Below are 14,168 nucleotides of genomic sequence, written 5' to 3'. Positions count from 1 at the left end.
ATATGAACTCTACTATTAGTATAAATAATTTATCGAAATCTTACGGTGATGTTTCAGCTCTTAAAGAGATTAATCTGAATATTGAATCGGGAGAATTGTTCGGATTAATAGGGCCTGATGGTGCAGGGAAAACAACCCTGTTTCGCCTGCTTGCGACTCTCTTACTTCCCGATTCCGGTTCAGCTGCATTGTGCGGTTTCGAGATGGTGAAGGAATACAAACACATTAGAAATATATTAGGCTATATGCCGGGTAAGTTTTCTCTTTATCAGGATTTAACAGTCTTGGAAAATCTGAATTTCTTCGCAACAGTCTTTAATACCCGAATTGAAGACAATATGGATATGATTCGGGATATTTGGGTGCAGATTGAACCTTTTAAGAACAGACCGGCGGGCAAATTATCCGGCGGAATGAAGCAAAAACTGGCTCTTTGCTGTGCGCTGATTCATCAGCCTAAAATATTGCTTTTAGATGAACCTACAACAGGTGTTGATGCGGTTTCGAGAAGTGAGTTTTGGCAGATGCTGAAAGGTTTAAAAACTAAAGGAATTACCATAGTTGTGGCTACTCCTTATATGGATGAGGCAAATTTATGCGAAAGAGTTGCTTTAATGCAATCAGGCGAAATACTAAGTTTGGATAGCCCGTCTGGTATAATCGCCAATTTCGAAAAAGATTTGTACTCTTTTGAAGCAAAAGATACCTATCAGCTTTTGTTGGATTTACGTGCTTATCCATTTGTTAATTCTGTTTTTTTATTTGGTCAAAGTGTTCACTATACAGATGTTAGAGATGTTGTTGTGCTTTCGGATTTGAAAGATTATTTAAAATCGAAAGGGCAGGATCATGTTGAAATTAAACAAATTGCAGCAGGTATAGAGGATTGTTTTATGGCCTTGAGTCAACAAAATACTGTTCAGGAATGAATTCAGATAACAAAGTAATATCAGTAAGAAACTTGACTAAAAAGTTTGGCTCGTTTACAGCAAATGATGATTTGTCTTTTGATGTATATAAGGGTGAGATTTTTGGCTTTTTGGGTGCAAATGGAGCCGGAAAGACTACTGCAATGAAAATATTATGTGGACTTTCGTATCCTACATCCGGAGAAATAATGGTTGCCGGCTTAGATGTTTACAAACAAAGGGAAGAACTGAAGCGAAATATTGGTTACATGAGTCAGAAGTTTTCTTTGTATGAGGATTTAACTGTTTTTGAGAACATTCGTTTCTATGCCGGTATTTATGGAATGTCTTCGAAGGATATCAAGTCGAAATCGGATGATTTGTTGAAAAAACTGGATTTGGTTCATGCCCGAAACAAACGAATTGGTGAACTGCCTCTTGGTTGGAAGCAGAAGCTGGCTTTTTCCGTTGCTATTTTTCACAATCCTGAAATCGTGTTTTTAGATGAACCAACCGGAGGGGTTGATCCGGTTACCCGAAGGCAGTTTTGGGATCTGATTTACGAAGCTTCCCGAAATGGAATTACCGTTTTTGTAACCACTCACTATATGGATGAGGCAGAGTATTGCAACCGGGTTTCAATAATGGTTGATGGAAGAATTGAAGCCTTGGATACTCCGGAAGGACTAAAAAATAAATTCGAAGCCAAAGATATGGATGAGGTTTTTCTTCGTTTGGCAAGAAAAAGCAATTACAAAGAGTAAGAATCTGAACGGATTTACTAAAAATATAAACAGATGGAATACCCATATAAAAGGCTTTACACACAGGAATATGCTTGCAATTTGGGAGTTCCATGTGACATCTTTAAACAAATTTTAGACACATGAAACCCGGATCGCTGGGATAAAAACTTAAATGAGCAGCTACAAAAGGACATGTAATTTGTGGTTTGCCAGCAAAATAGCCCTTAGCTTAGAGTTGCGAAACAAAATTGCTAAGAGCTATGAAAGAAAAAGAAGTTATCGAATTTGAACAAGTCGTTGAATGCGGCAGTGGGATGGATGTACACAAAGACATAATAGTAGCAACCATCCAAGGCAAAGGTATAAAAACACAAACAAAAAGTTTTAAGAGTTTTACAAGTTCTTTGATAAAATTGAGAGAGTGGTTATTGAAAAACAAAGTTACCCATGTTGCAATGGAAAGCACAGGGGTTTACTGGAAGCCGGTTTTTAATGTATTGGGAGACGATTTTATGATTCTGTTGGTTAATGCCAGGCATGTTAAAAATGTGCCAGGTCATAAAACAGACAAAAAGGACAGTCGTTGGTTGGCAAAGTTACTTTTAAGTGGTTTGCTAAAGGGTAGTTTCATACCGGAACGCAGAATAAGGGAACTGCGTGATTTGACCCGTTATAAGACAAAGCTTACCAATCAAATCTCTGCAGAGAGGAACCGTTTTCAAAAGATACTTGAAGATGCGAACATTAAACTTTCGAGTGTATTAAACGATGTATTTGGCGCAACAGGCACAAAAATCATCAACCATATTTTGTCCTGCGAGGATTATCGTCCGGAGCAGCTTTTGCAGTATGTACATGGCAGGGTAAAAGCCAGCCGGGAAGATATAAAAGAAGCTTTAACGGGTTACATAACGCCTCACCACAAGTTCATGTTAAAAACCATAATGGGAAACATTTCCAAGGTTGAAAGTACAGTATCGGAAGTTGAAGCCCAGATAAACAACTGCATCGAGCCCTTTAAAATTGAACAGGAACTTTTGGAAAGTATTCCCGGGGTTGGGAAAGATGGGGCAAATAAAATAATTGCAGAAGTAGGTGTGGATATGGAACAATTCCCAGACCAAAACCATTTGGCATCTTGGGCCGGAGTTTGTCCCGGGAGTAACGAATCAGCCGGAAAGAACAAAAGTGGACGCATCACCTACGGGAATAAATATTTGCGCAGTCTTTTAGTCGAATGTGGTTGGGCAGCCTCCCGGACAAAAAACACTTATCTAAGTGCAAAGTACAAAAGCCTTGCAGGACGAAGAGGAAAGAAAAAAGCAATAATAGCATTGGGACACAAAATATTAATAGCCACCTATTTTATCATAAAAGATAAAGTTGCATTTAATGAGCTTGGGGCAGACCATCTAAATAATTTTAGAAGAGACCGCTTAATAGCGTACTATAAGCAACAATTAGAAAAATTAACTGCAGCATAAGCTGCAAAAAAATAAGGTCGATTTTTACTGTACGCTTTAACAACGCGCATGAAACTGACCTAATCAGTTAAGGACAAAAGAGTATTGCCAAGAGCATGAGAATGAAAATTTGAAACATCCTAACTGGTTTATAAGATATTGATATTTAAAATGTTAAATTAAATAATTACGAATGAAACGATTTATCGGTTTCCTGAAAAAAGAATTCTATCACATTTTTCGCGATAAAAGATCGATGCTGATATTATTTGGAATGCCTATTGTGCAGTTGCTTCTTTTTGGTTTTGTAATTACCAACGATCTTAAAGATGTTAAAATGGCTGTTGTTGATCATTCCAAAGATGAATATACATCTGAAATCATTAATAAAATCACCTCTTCAGGTTATTTTAAACTTGTTGAGAGTCTGGATGGCATTGCACAGGTAGATGAGCTTTTCCGAAAAGGAGAAACGAAGCTGGTTTTGGTGTTTGAGCCTGATTTCGGGAAAAATCTGATTAAAGGATCAAAAGCTTCGGTGCAAATACTGACTGATGCTTCTGAACCCAATATGGCAAGTTTAGAGGTGAATTATCTTCAGGGAATTCTTCAGAATTACAATCTGGAAATTAATAGAGGGAAGATAATTCCCAGTCAAATCATGCCCCAAACAAGAATGTATTTTAATCCCAATATGGAGAGTGTTTTTATGTTTGTTCCCGGAATTATGGCTACGATATTGATGTTGGTTTCTGCCATGATGACTTCTATATCTATAGCACGTGAAAAGGAAATGGGAACCATGGAGATTTTGCTGGTTTCGCCGTTGCGTCCTTTGCAAATTATCTTAGGGAAAGTTACGCCTTATCTGTTTTTGTCCTTTATTAATGCTTTGGTAATTGTCGGAATGGGTTATTTTGTATTTGGAGTTCCGGTTTTGGGTAGTTTCGCCTTACTTATGGCAGAGAGTCTTTTGTTTATTCTGATGGCTTTGTCTTTAGGAATTTTTATTTCAACAGTTTCGGACAGTCAGCAGGTTGCAATGATGCTTTCGATGTTTGCATTAATGCTGCCGACAATTTTGCTTTCAGGTTTCATTTTTCCTTTACGGAATATGCCTGTACCTCTGCAAATCATCAGTCACATTATTCCACCACGATGGTTCATTATCATCATCAAAAATATCATGTTAAAGGGAGCTGGATTTGAATTTGTTTGGAAAGAAACCTTAATTCTTATTGGAATGACTGCTGGATTTATTGGTCTCAGCGTCAAAAAATTTAAAATCAGATTGGAGTAATACCCATCGAATTTTAAAATTATTTTTTTTAACTGCAACGTAAATAAAAGATGCGCACTATAAAATTCATATTACAAAAAGAGTTTCTACAGATCTTTAGAAACAAAAGTATGTTGCCTGTAATTTTTGTTTTGCCAATCATTCAGCTGTGTGTATTGGTGTTTGCAGCAACTTACGAAATGAAAAACACCAATTTGTTTGTTGTTGATAAAGATCTTTCCAGCCATTCCCGTGAACTTATTTCAAAATTTAATGGTTCTCCTTTTTTTACCGTTAAGGATATCGATTTTTCGATTAATAATGCTGAAGATGAGCTGTTAAAGGACGATGTTGATGCGATTCTGGTTTTTGAGAATGGTTTTGGAAAGTTGGTGGATAAAAAGGAGCCTGCGGCGGTTCAGGTGTTGGTAAATGCAATAGATGCCAGTGCTGCCGGATTATACAATGCCTATATTTTATCGGTAATACAGGAATATAATTTGCAGGTAAATGCCAGGTTTCAAACACTGAGAAAAGCCAATGGTATTCTTCAGGTTCAAAATACATATTCCTTTTTGTTCAATCCTGAAATGAAATACATTCCCTATATGCTTCCTGGGATTTTGGTTTTATTGGTGACTGTAATTGGACTGTTTTTGTCTGCGATGAATGTTGTGCGCGAAAAAGAAATTGGTACCATAGAACAAATTAACGTTACACCAATTAAAAAGTATCAATTTCTGATTGGGAAATTAATACCGTTTTTAGTGATTGGGTTTTTTGAACTGGGAGTTGGTTTACTGCTTGCTGCATTTGTGTTCAAAATTCCAATTTTAGGCTCGGTTTGGTTAATTTATTTAGTTGCATTTGTTTATCTGCTTACTATTTTAGGTATTGGCTTGTTGATATCAACCCAAACCGATACGCAGCAACAAGCCATGTTTATTGCCTGGTTTTTCATGATTATTTTTATCATGATGAGTGGGTTGTTTACGCCCACAGACAGTATGCCCATGTGGGGACAAAAACTGAATTATTTAAATCCTGTCGCTTATTTCATTAAAATAATTAGAATGATTATGCTGAAGGGATCCGGATTTATGGATGTTGCAAAGGAGTTAAGTATTCTGGGAGTGTACGCTGTTACAATACTAGGGATTGCCGTAAATCGGTATCGAAAGGTTGCTTAATAACGTTAGTTTTTGTCTGATTCTGAAGGAAGCTTGCAGGCGTAAAGAATACTTGCGCTTACAAAGTCTTGACTTTGTGCGATTATAGTCTGCTTGTAAATTGGATGAGTTAACTGATCACTCAATTTTTACTGAAGTAGAATGTTGAATTTATTGAAACAGGGGATTATTTACCGGTAAAAATGTGGCATTAATCTATTTCTAATTGCATGGTTTGTCAATATAATTTTATTTTGAGACCTATTTAAATCTTCCATCATGTTTGCAGAACATTATAAATTTCATGAGCCATTACATCTGGAGTTTCTTAAAATTGAAAGGAAGCGGGTTGGTATTATTTTAGTTCTTTTCCTAATCAGCTCTGTGTTAATTCCAGTGCTGCATCATTTAAGTCCTAATTTATTGAGAGACTCTTTGAATAACAAAAAGTTTGTTCATTCGATGCTCTTTTGGTGGATGATTTTTTTCTTGTTCGAAATTTTTGTGTTTATCCGGATGAATTGGCTCATTAGAAACAAGCGTTCCATTTCTAAAAAAGTTTTGATTCCCAATTTAATTATGGAGTTTGGATTACCAGCCGTTATTCTACTTAATGCAATAAAATATGACAACTCACTTTTGGTGTTGGAATACGATGGGCTTACCTTTTATTTTTTGCTTTTGATGCTGTCGGCAATGCATCTTGATTTTAAGATCTCCCTGGGGGCCGGCATATTGGCTTGCATTGGATATTGGGGCGTTTCTTACTGGGGGATACAATTTTTGAAACCTGTTGGAGATGTTGAGCAGATGATTGAAATTTATTTGATGAGGAGTATGGGTTTATTGTCAGCAGGAATAATTGCAGGCGTGGTAGCTGCAGAAATACGAAAGAGGGTGAATAATCTGCTGAAAGCAAAAGATGATCAAAATGAAATGGAATCTCTTCTTGGTCAGCAGTTATCAACACATGTTGCGAGAGAATTGATTTTGCATAAAAATGATAAGGTGGGGCAAAAAATAATAGGATCTATTATGTTTATGGATATTCGTAATTTCACATCAATGGCCGATCAGCAAAGTCCTGAAGAAACTATCGAATTTCAAAATGCAATTTTTGATCCTCTTATCCGGATTATAGAGAAGAACAATGGAATTATTCACCAAATACTGGGGGATGGATTTATGGCTTCTTTTGGTGTTGCAGTTGAAAATCCAAACCATGTGTTCGATGCATATTGTGCGGGTGTTCAAATTGTCGAAGTTATTAATCATTGCAGGAATGAGATAAACGGTGATAAAACCCGTGTTGGTATAGGTCTTCATTGTGGCGAAGTAATTACAGGGAATATAGGCAATGAAATCCGTAAACAATTTTCCATTGCGGGCAAAAATGTAATAATAGCTTCTCGCATAGAACAATTAAATAAGCAATTCGATTCACAATTTTTAGTGAGCAGGGCAGTCGCTGATCAATTAAATGGCAATCGTAATACTTTAATTGATCTTGGAAAAATTAAGATGAAAGGAATTGATGAAAAAATTGAATTGTTTCAGGTGGTATAATTCATTAAAAACCAGCATTTCTGACATCAAGTAACTTCAGTTTCGTTTTTTATGCCGTTGGATTAAATAGCTAATGTTCTGCTTTTTTTTTCATTTTAAACATTTTTTCATTCATAATTATGCTTTTCAGATTGCTTTAAAGTAGATGAACTTACACCTTTATACATGGCTTGCTTTTGTTCAATTGACTTGTTTTGATGATTAAATAAATTATATTTGCGATAAAAGCCTCTATTTTTACTATTTATAAATAGAGGCTAATTTAGAATGGTATTACGAAAAAATATAAACATTTTTGTATCCTTAATAGTAGAAAGAATGTACTGGCTTGTTGCTGGGATGAGTTGTGATGTTGAAATATAACAAGTTGAATCAAATTACATTTAATGATTGTAAGAAGATTAGTATCAATAATTATCGTTGTCGCTCTGGTTATTCTTGACCAGACGTTAAGTTTCTCTACACAGGAAGCTCCCACTGTGCCGATCAATAACAGTATCGAAGCAGTATCTCATAGAATTTCAAATAAATTATCTGATAGCGATCAAACTAAAAGGGCTGATAAAATACTAAATCGCTTTTTAAGGAAGTGGGAAGTTGCAGGCGCAACTGTTGCTGTTGTAAAAGATGGTAAATTGGTTTTTGCGAAAGGCTATGGTTATTCTGATGTGGATAAAGAGAAAGAGGTTGTGCCATCCAGTTTGTTTCGAATTGCGAGCGTTTCCAAATTGGTTACTGCAACAGCAATCATGAAATTGCAGGAGGAAGGTAAATTACATTTAGATGATTACGTTTTCGGGGAACATGGTATTCTGAATGATGAGAGGTATAGCAACATTAAGGATAAGCGGACCAAAAGAATTACTGTGGAGCATTTACTGCGCCATTCATCTGGATTTTCAAGCAAATACGGAGATCCAATGTTTTTGCCTTTGGCAATAGCGAAAAAAATGAATGTTGAACCGCCAATCGATGCTCAAACTACGATTCAGTTTGCCTTATCAAGAAGATTAAGCTTTACACCCGGAACCAGAGGGAGTTATTCTAACCTAGGTTACGTTATTCTCGAGAAAGTTATAGAAAAACTGGTTGAAGAACCCTATGAGACATATGTTCAAGCTCATATTTTAAATCCTTCGGGAATTTTTGATATGCATTTAGGGAAAAGCCTTCAAAAGGATCATTTTCCTAATGAGGTAAATTATTACGAGCAGTCTGATGCGATTAAAATTTCTTCGTTTGACGGATCCGGAAAAACTGTTTTTAGAAGCAATGGCGGAAATAATTTGGAAGTTCTTGGCGGTGCAGGCGGTTGGATTGCATCAGGCGCTGAACTGATTAAATTTATGATGGCCATTGATGGTGATGATACTCTTCCAGACATTCTTTCCAAAAAAAGCATAAAATATATGACTACGCCAAATAAGCTTGGGCATAGTCCGATTGGCTGGAAAGGAACCCGAGGTGATGGTACTTGGTGGAGAACCGGTACTTTAGCAGGAAGTTCAGCTTTATTAAAGCACAACGAAAATGGTGTAAGTTATGTAATCATCACCAATAGTTCTACTTGGCGTGGATCCGATTTTACAAAGGATCTAAGTATGATAATGACTCAATTTTTAAGATCGGTAAATGAATGGCCCGATCATGATCTTTTTAATCATTTTGAAGCCCGTCAGGAGGTAATTGCTCTCGACAAATTGCCGTCCTACCAAGATTGGAGCTAAAATTAATTCTTCTGCGTTCTCTTTTTCAGAGTAAATTTAATTTTTGATTGCTCCCAAAGGTAGTGTCTCTATTTTTGTGTAACTGTTTTACTTATGCGATTTAATTGATTATCAATAAAAATTAGATCCTTTCTTTGTATTTCCGCTAAGTTGGTGGGCTTTGTGATAATTTATTACTAAAAATCAAACAAATTGGATAAATTGAAGTAAAATGTCATTAAATGATATTGAATTCTAATCAAGTTTGGTATTTTTGCATTCAAATTGAATAATACACAAACACAAACTACTTAACAAATGGAAACTCGTAGAATCTTGGCTATTAATCCTGGCTCCACATCTACTAAAATCGCTGTATTTCAGGGAGATAAATCTGTCTTCTTGAAAAATATAAAGCATTCGAACGAAGAATTGGCTCAGTTCGGTAAAATTTCTGAACAGTTCGAATTTCGTAAGAATATTATTATGAAAGAGCTGGTGGATGCAGAAATTCAAATAGATTTAATCGAAGCAGTTGTTGGACGAGGAGGATTGGTGAAGCCAATTGAATCTGGAATTTACGTGGTAAATGAGCGTTTAAAAGAAGATTTAAGAATTGGTGTTCTTGGAGAACATGCGAGTAATTTAGGTGGCTTAATAGCAGATAATATTGCTCAGGCATTACCAAGAGCGAAAGCTTATATTGCAGATCCGGTTGTTGTTGATGAAATGATTGATGTTGCCAGGATATCGGGTCATCCGGAATTTCAAAGAGTGTCTATTTTTCATGCTTTAAATCAGAAAGCAATTGGTCGTGCTTTTGCGCAGTCGGTTGATAAGAAGTATGAGGAAATTAATGTGATTGTTGCTCATTTAGGTGGTGGAATTTCTGTTGGTGCTCACTGTAAAGGAAGAGTAATTGATGTAAACAATGCTTTAGATGGCGAAGGACCATTTTCTCCTGAGAGATCGGGTACACTTCCTGCCGGAGCATTGGCAAAACTTTGTTTTAGTGGAGACTATACCCTTGAAGATGTAAAAAAGATGATTAAGGGCGAAGGAGGTTTGGTTGCTCATTTAGGAACAAATGATGCTTATGATGTTGAGTTAAAAGCCAAAGCCGGTGATGCAAATGCAAAATTGATTCAGGATGCTATGTCCTATCAGGTTGGGAAATCTATTGGAGAAATGGCAACAGTTTTAAAAGGTAAGGTGGATGGAATTCTTCTGACAGGTGGAATTGCTCATAATCCTGATTTGGTAAATTATATTAAAGAAATGGTTTCTTTTATTGCTCCTGTGGTTGTATATCCCGGAGAAGATGAAATGAAAGCATTGGCAATGAATGGATATATGGTTCTGCGTAATGAAATTGAACCTCGGGAATATTGTTAATAATATAACGGTCTAATAAAGAAAGCCTTCGGTAATGTACCGAAGGCTTTTTTTTGTGCTGTACGTGGAAAATCACAGTTTAAAAGAAGTCTAAATTGAAATTAGCCATGTTTCGCAACACTATCTATTGAATATAAAGAAAAATTATTATGCAAATTTATTCCTTTAGATATTATATTTTATAGGGTGTTTGTTGTTTTTGTGATATTATGTGATGTTGATTTTTTTAGTGAAACGTTTAATGTGTTGTATTAGAGTTGATAAAATTAAATAGAGAAAAATTTCTTTATTTTTTTTATCTTCAAAGAGAAACTCTAATAATATTAACTCTTAAAGCATTACTTTATGGATTTTCATGAAAAATTAGTGCAGAATTTGGTTTCTAAACATGGGAAAGACCGGGAAAATCTGCTTCCAATATTACAGGGAGTAATTGATCAGGAACGATTTCTTTCAGAGGAAGCAATTCTAAAAATTTCGAAGGAAATGAGTATTCCTGCTGCAGATGTTTATGGAACTGCAAGTTTTTATTCTTTTCTGGATATTGAACCACGAGGGAAGTATGTAATTCGTGTATGTAAAACCATCACGTGTGCAATGAAGGGAAAAAATCAAATTGTTCTTGCAATAGAGAATTTTTTGAAAATTAAAGTTGGTGAAACTACTATCGATAAAAAATTTACCATTCTTCAAACAAACTGTTTGGGGTGGTGCCACAAGGCTCCCGCTATGTTGATAAACGATGAGGTATATACAGAGTTAAGTCCGGAAAAAGTTGTGGATATTCTGCGTGAGTACAAGGAAAAAAATTAAACATCAAAACCTAACAAAGCAAAACTAACATCTAAATACCCTTAGGTATGACAACAACAGCAACTAAGAAACAACTTCATAGAATCGATTTGATCTTTAATAATGATGATGATTGTAAAGAGATTCTTCGAAATGCATTGTCAAGATCTGACCAGGAAATTGTCAATGAAATGGTGAATTCTGGTCTTAAAGGAAGAGGCGGGGCAGGTTTCCCTACAGGACTAAAATGGAAACTGACTGCTGAATCTAAAGAAAAAGAAAAATATGTAATCTGTAATGCAGATGAAGGGGAACCGGGAACGTTTAAAGACAGGGAAATCTTAACAAGAGTACCTCATAAGGTTCTTTCGGGTATGGCTATGTGTGCCAAAATTATCGGAGCACAAAAAGGCTATATTTATTTAAGAGGAGAATATAAATTCTTAGTTCCTGATTTAAAGAAAGAACTAAGAAAATTTCATGATATATTGGATGAGTTGGGATTGGATTTCAGGGTTGAAATTTTTTTAGGAAGCGGAGCATACATTTGTGGTGAAGAGAGTGCTCTTATTGAATCCATGGAAGGCAAAAGAGGGGAACCTAGAAATAAACCTCCATTTCCTAGTGTGAATGGTTTTAAAGGAAAACCTACAGTAGTTAATAATGTTGAAACCCTTGCACATTCATACACAATACTAAAATTTGGAGCCAAAAAGTTTAGAGATCTGGGTGTTAAGGATTCTCGTGGTTCTAAGGTGTTTTCCGTATCCGGCGATACTCCTATACCGGGTATTTATGAGTTGGAATTAGGTATGACTGTTCAAGATTTTGTTGATGATTTTGGTGATGGCGATTGTAAGGCAGTTCAGGTTGGCGGTGCATCGGGTTTTTTGGTTCCGCGTAAACGTTTTGCAAAAACAACAATTGGTTACGAAGGGAAATTAACGGGCATATCTTTGCCTACAGGAGGATCTATGATGATTTTTAATAGTTCACGATCCATGTATAATGTTCTTAATAATTATCTTGAATTCTTTGAGGAAGAATCTTGCGGACAATGTACTCCATGCCGGGTTGGGTGTCAGCAACTTCTAAAAGGAATTAAAGCGGTTAAACGTGGCGAAAAACCAACCTCTTATCTCGATCAACTACTTAAATTAACTGAAACCATGAAGTTGACAGCTAAATGTGGATTGGGTCAATCAGTGGCGAATTCGTTTTCGTCTATTGTAGAAAATTTCCGCGAGGAGATGATTTATTAGTAAGAAAATAACCAATCTGAATTTTGAACAATTTAAACTGAAATTGATATGTCAAACATGGTGAATTTAACAATTAATGGAATTGCTGTTAGTGTTGAGGAAAATAAGACCATACTCGAGGCTGCAAAACATCTCCATATAAAAATACCAACCCTTTGTTACCACAAAGACCTTTGTGTAGCAGGAAACTGTAGAGTTTGCGTTGTTGAACAGGTGGGTAATCATAAATTAGTAGCTTCCTGTGCCACTCCTGTTGCAGAGGGGATGGAGATCAATACAAACACTTTAAAGGTAAGAAATTGCCGCAAGCATATTATTGAGCTTTTATTAACAGAACATAGAGAAGAATGTACTAAATGTTACCGTAACGGGCATTGTGAACTGCAAGCATTATCTGCCGAATATCAAATCACAAATCAAGATTTTATTGATTTGGTACCGGATAAAAATTATACGGTTGATAGGCTTTCTCCAGCAATTGAGAAGGATGACAGTAAGTGTATCCGTTGCCAGAGATGTGTTCGGACATGTGCAGAAATACAGAGTGTTGGTGCTATTGCGGTTGCTCATAAAGGATCTGAAATGAAGATCTCCACATTTTTCGACCGATCGCTTGATGAGGTTGTTTGTACCAATTGTGGTCAGTGTATTGTTCATTGTCCAACGGGCGCGTTAACGGAAAAATCATATGTGGAAAAAGTATGGGATGCACTTGCCGATCCGGATATACATGTTATTGTACAAACTGCTCCGGCCGTTCGTGTTGGATTAGGAGAGGAACTTGGTTTGGGATTGGGTACCCGCGTTACCGGGAAAATGGTTTCAGCTTTAAAGAGATTGGGTTTTGATTCCGTTCTGGATACCAATTTTACGGCTGATTTAACCATCATGGAGGAAGGAACTGAATTGCTAACCCGATTAAAGCGGGCACTGGTGGATGATGATCCTGAGGTTGCCTTGCCTATGGCTACTTCTTGTTCACCGGGTTGGGTAAAATACATAGAGCATAAGTATCCTGAGTATTTACCTAATCTTTCTACATGTAAATCCCCTCAACAAATGTTTGGTGCTTTGGCTAAGACGTATTATGCTAAAAATGTAAATGTTGCGCCGGAAAATATCATATCTGTTTCTATTATGCCTTGTACGGCTAAAAAATTTGAGGCAAATCGCCCTGAAATGAAAGACAGTGGTTATAAAGATGTTGATTTTGTTTTGACCACCAGAGAATTGGCTGTAATGATTAGGCAAGCGGGTATTGAATTCGAAAAATTGAATGATGAAAGTTTTGATTCAATAATGGGTGTCGGTTCTGGTGCAGGGGCTATTTTTGGTGCCACCGGTGGCGTTATGGAGGCTGCTTTAAGAACGGCTTACGAGATTGTTACAGGTCGAGAAGTTCCTTTCGAAAATTTGGAGATTATTCCTGTTCGTGGTTTGGAAGGTGTTAAAGAGGTAACTATTAAAATTGAGGGAACTGTTGAAGCATGGAATTTCTTGGAAGGAGTTGAATTAAAATGTGCCATAACAAATGGTCTCGAGAATGCTCACCAATTGCTGGAGGTAATAAAAAAAGGCGATAAATTCTATCATTTTATTGAAATAATGGCTTGCCCCGGCGGATGTTTGGGGGGTGGTGGTCAGCCATTCCCTGTAGATAATGAAATTCGAATGCAGAGGATGAATGCTCTTTACGAAGAGGATAGGAATCTTCCAATTCGAAAATCTCATGAAAATCCTGAAATTGTTCAGATATATAAGGAATTTTTGGATGAGCCTCTAAGTCATAAATCACATAAACTTCTTCATACTTCTTACGTAAAGAGGGAACAGTATTAGTGTTTAATTAAAGACAATGAGCGGTAATTAGTAAGTGAAAAAA

The 14,168-nt window shown here is 36.4% G+C and carries 11 protein-coding genes; all 11 read left to right on the top strand.

Annotation, left to right across the window (positions count from 1 at the left end; genetic code table 11):
• Window positions 1–2 precede the first annotated feature (2 nt).
• The 11 genes from QUH73_RS18135 to QUH73_RS18085 all read left to right on the top strand — a co-directional run bounded on the left by QUH73_RS18135 (window position 3) and on the right by QUH73_RS18085 (window position 14,125).
• On the top strand, window positions 3–929 hold the full coding sequence (locus QUH73_RS18135) for an ABC transporter ATP-binding protein (RefSeq protein WP_289531852.1): 927 nt from the start codon (window positions 3–5) through the stop codon (window positions 927–929).
• Window positions 926–1,672 carry an ABC transporter ATP-binding protein gene (locus QUH73_RS18130; RefSeq protein ID WP_289531851.1) on the top strand — a complete coding sequence of 249 codons (747 nt, stop codon included), beginning with the start codon at window positions 926–928 and terminating at the stop codon, window positions 1,670–1,672. Before QUH73_RS18135 ends, QUH73_RS18130 begins: the two co-directional genes overlap by 4 nt.
• Before the next feature lie 242 nt (window positions 1,673–1,914).
• Complete coding sequence (locus QUH73_RS18125; protein WP_289531850.1) at window positions 1,915–3,138, top strand: IS110 family transposase; 1,224 nt, start codon at window positions 1,915–1,917, stop codon at window positions 3,136–3,138.
• Window positions 3,139–3,310: 172 nt separating this feature from the next.
• Window positions 3,311–4,417, top strand: a complete 1,107-nt coding sequence (locus tag QUH73_RS18120; RefSeq protein ID WP_289531849.1) for an ABC transporter permease — start codon at window positions 3,311–3,313, stop codon at window positions 4,415–4,417.
• Between the two features lie 50 nt (window positions 4,418–4,467).
• On the top strand, window positions 4,468–5,586 hold the full coding sequence (locus QUH73_RS18115) for an ABC transporter permease (protein WP_289531848.1): 1,119 nt from the start codon (window positions 4,468–4,470) through the stop codon (window positions 5,584–5,586).
• A 258-nt stretch (window positions 5,587–5,844) separates the two neighbouring features.
• A complete protein-coding gene (locus QUH73_RS18110; RefSeq protein WP_289531847.1) occupies window positions 5,845–7,131 on the top strand; it encodes an adenylate/guanylate cyclase domain-containing protein in 1,287 nt (428 codons plus the stop codon).
• A 386-nt stretch (window positions 7,132–7,517) separates the two neighbouring features.
• Window positions 7,518–8,858, top strand: coding sequence for a serine hydrolase domain-containing protein (locus tag QUH73_RS18105; RefSeq protein WP_289531846.1), 1,341 nt, complete (start codon window positions 7,518–7,520; stop codon window positions 8,856–8,858).
• 297 nt (window positions 8,859–9,155) lie between these two features.
• Window positions 9,156–10,232 (top strand): butyrate kinase, encoded by a 1,077-nt coding sequence (gene buk / locus QUH73_RS18100; RefSeq protein ID WP_289531845.1) that lies wholly within the window; start codon window positions 9,156–9,158, stop codon window positions 10,230–10,232.
• A gap of 345 nt (window positions 10,233–10,577) precedes the next feature.
• Window positions 10,578–11,045 carry an NADH-quinone oxidoreductase subunit NuoE gene (nuoE, locus tag QUH73_RS18095; RefSeq protein WP_289531844.1) on the top strand — a complete coding sequence of 156 codons (468 nt, stop codon included), beginning with the start codon at window positions 10,578–10,580 and terminating at the stop codon, window positions 11,043–11,045.
• A gap of 47 nt (window positions 11,046–11,092) precedes the next feature.
• Window positions 11,093–12,286 (top strand): NADH-ubiquinone oxidoreductase-F iron-sulfur binding region domain-containing protein, encoded by a 1,194-nt coding sequence (locus tag QUH73_RS18090; protein ID WP_289531843.1) that lies wholly within the window; start codon window positions 11,093–11,095, stop codon window positions 12,284–12,286.
• A 57-nt stretch (window positions 12,287–12,343) separates the two neighbouring features.
• Complete coding sequence (locus QUH73_RS18085; RefSeq protein WP_289531842.1) at window positions 12,344–14,125, top strand: NADH-dependent [FeFe] hydrogenase, group A6; 1,782 nt, start codon at window positions 12,344–12,346, stop codon at window positions 14,123–14,125.
• Window positions 14,126–14,168: the final 43 nt, after the last annotated feature.

Source organism: Labilibaculum sp. K2S (assembly GCF_030372765.1).
Taxonomy (GTDB): domain Bacteria; phylum Bacteroidota; class Bacteroidia; order Bacteroidales; family Marinifilaceae; genus Labilibaculum.
The sequence above is the reverse complement of the archived record's forward strand: the minus strand, read 5'-3'. Positions and strand labels throughout refer to the sequence as shown.

Excerpts from the sequence above, each read along its gene's own strand:
- QUH73_RS18135 (WP_289531852.1), top strand. The coding sequence starts at position 3 with ATGAACTCTACTATTAGTATAAATAATTTATCGAAATCTTACGGTGAT.
- QUH73_RS18130 (WP_289531851.1), top strand. The coding sequence starts at position 926 with ATGAATTCAGATAACAAAGTAATATCAGTAAGAAACTTGACTAAAAAG.
- QUH73_RS18125 (WP_289531850.1), top strand. The coding sequence starts at position 1,915 with ATGAAAGAAAAAGAAGTTATCGAATTTGAACAAGTCGTTGAATGCGGC.
- QUH73_RS18120 (WP_289531849.1), top strand. The coding sequence starts at position 3,311 with ATGAAACGATTTATCGGTTTCCTGAAAAAAGAATTCTATCACATTTTT.
- QUH73_RS18115 (WP_289531848.1), top strand. The coding sequence starts at position 4,468 with ATGCGCACTATAAAATTCATATTACAAAAAGAGTTTCTACAGATCTTT.
- QUH73_RS18110 (WP_289531847.1), top strand. The coding sequence starts at position 5,845 with ATGTTTGCAGAACATTATAAATTTCATGAGCCATTACATCTGGAGTTT.
- QUH73_RS18105 (WP_289531846.1), top strand. The coding sequence starts at position 7,518 with ATGATTGTAAGAAGATTAGTATCAATAATTATCGTTGTCGCTCTGGTT.
- buk (WP_289531845.1), top strand. The coding sequence starts at position 9,156 with ATGGAAACTCGTAGAATCTTGGCTATTAATCCTGGCTCCACATCTACT.
- nuoE (WP_289531844.1), top strand. The coding sequence starts at position 10,578 with ATGGATTTTCATGAAAAATTAGTGCAGAATTTGGTTTCTAAACATGGG.
- QUH73_RS18090 (WP_289531843.1), top strand. The coding sequence starts at position 11,093 with ATGACAACAACAGCAACTAAGAAACAACTTCATAGAATCGATTTGATC.
- QUH73_RS18085 (WP_289531842.1), top strand. The coding sequence starts at position 12,344 with ATGGTGAATTTAACAATTAATGGAATTGCTGTTAGTGTTGAGGAAAAT.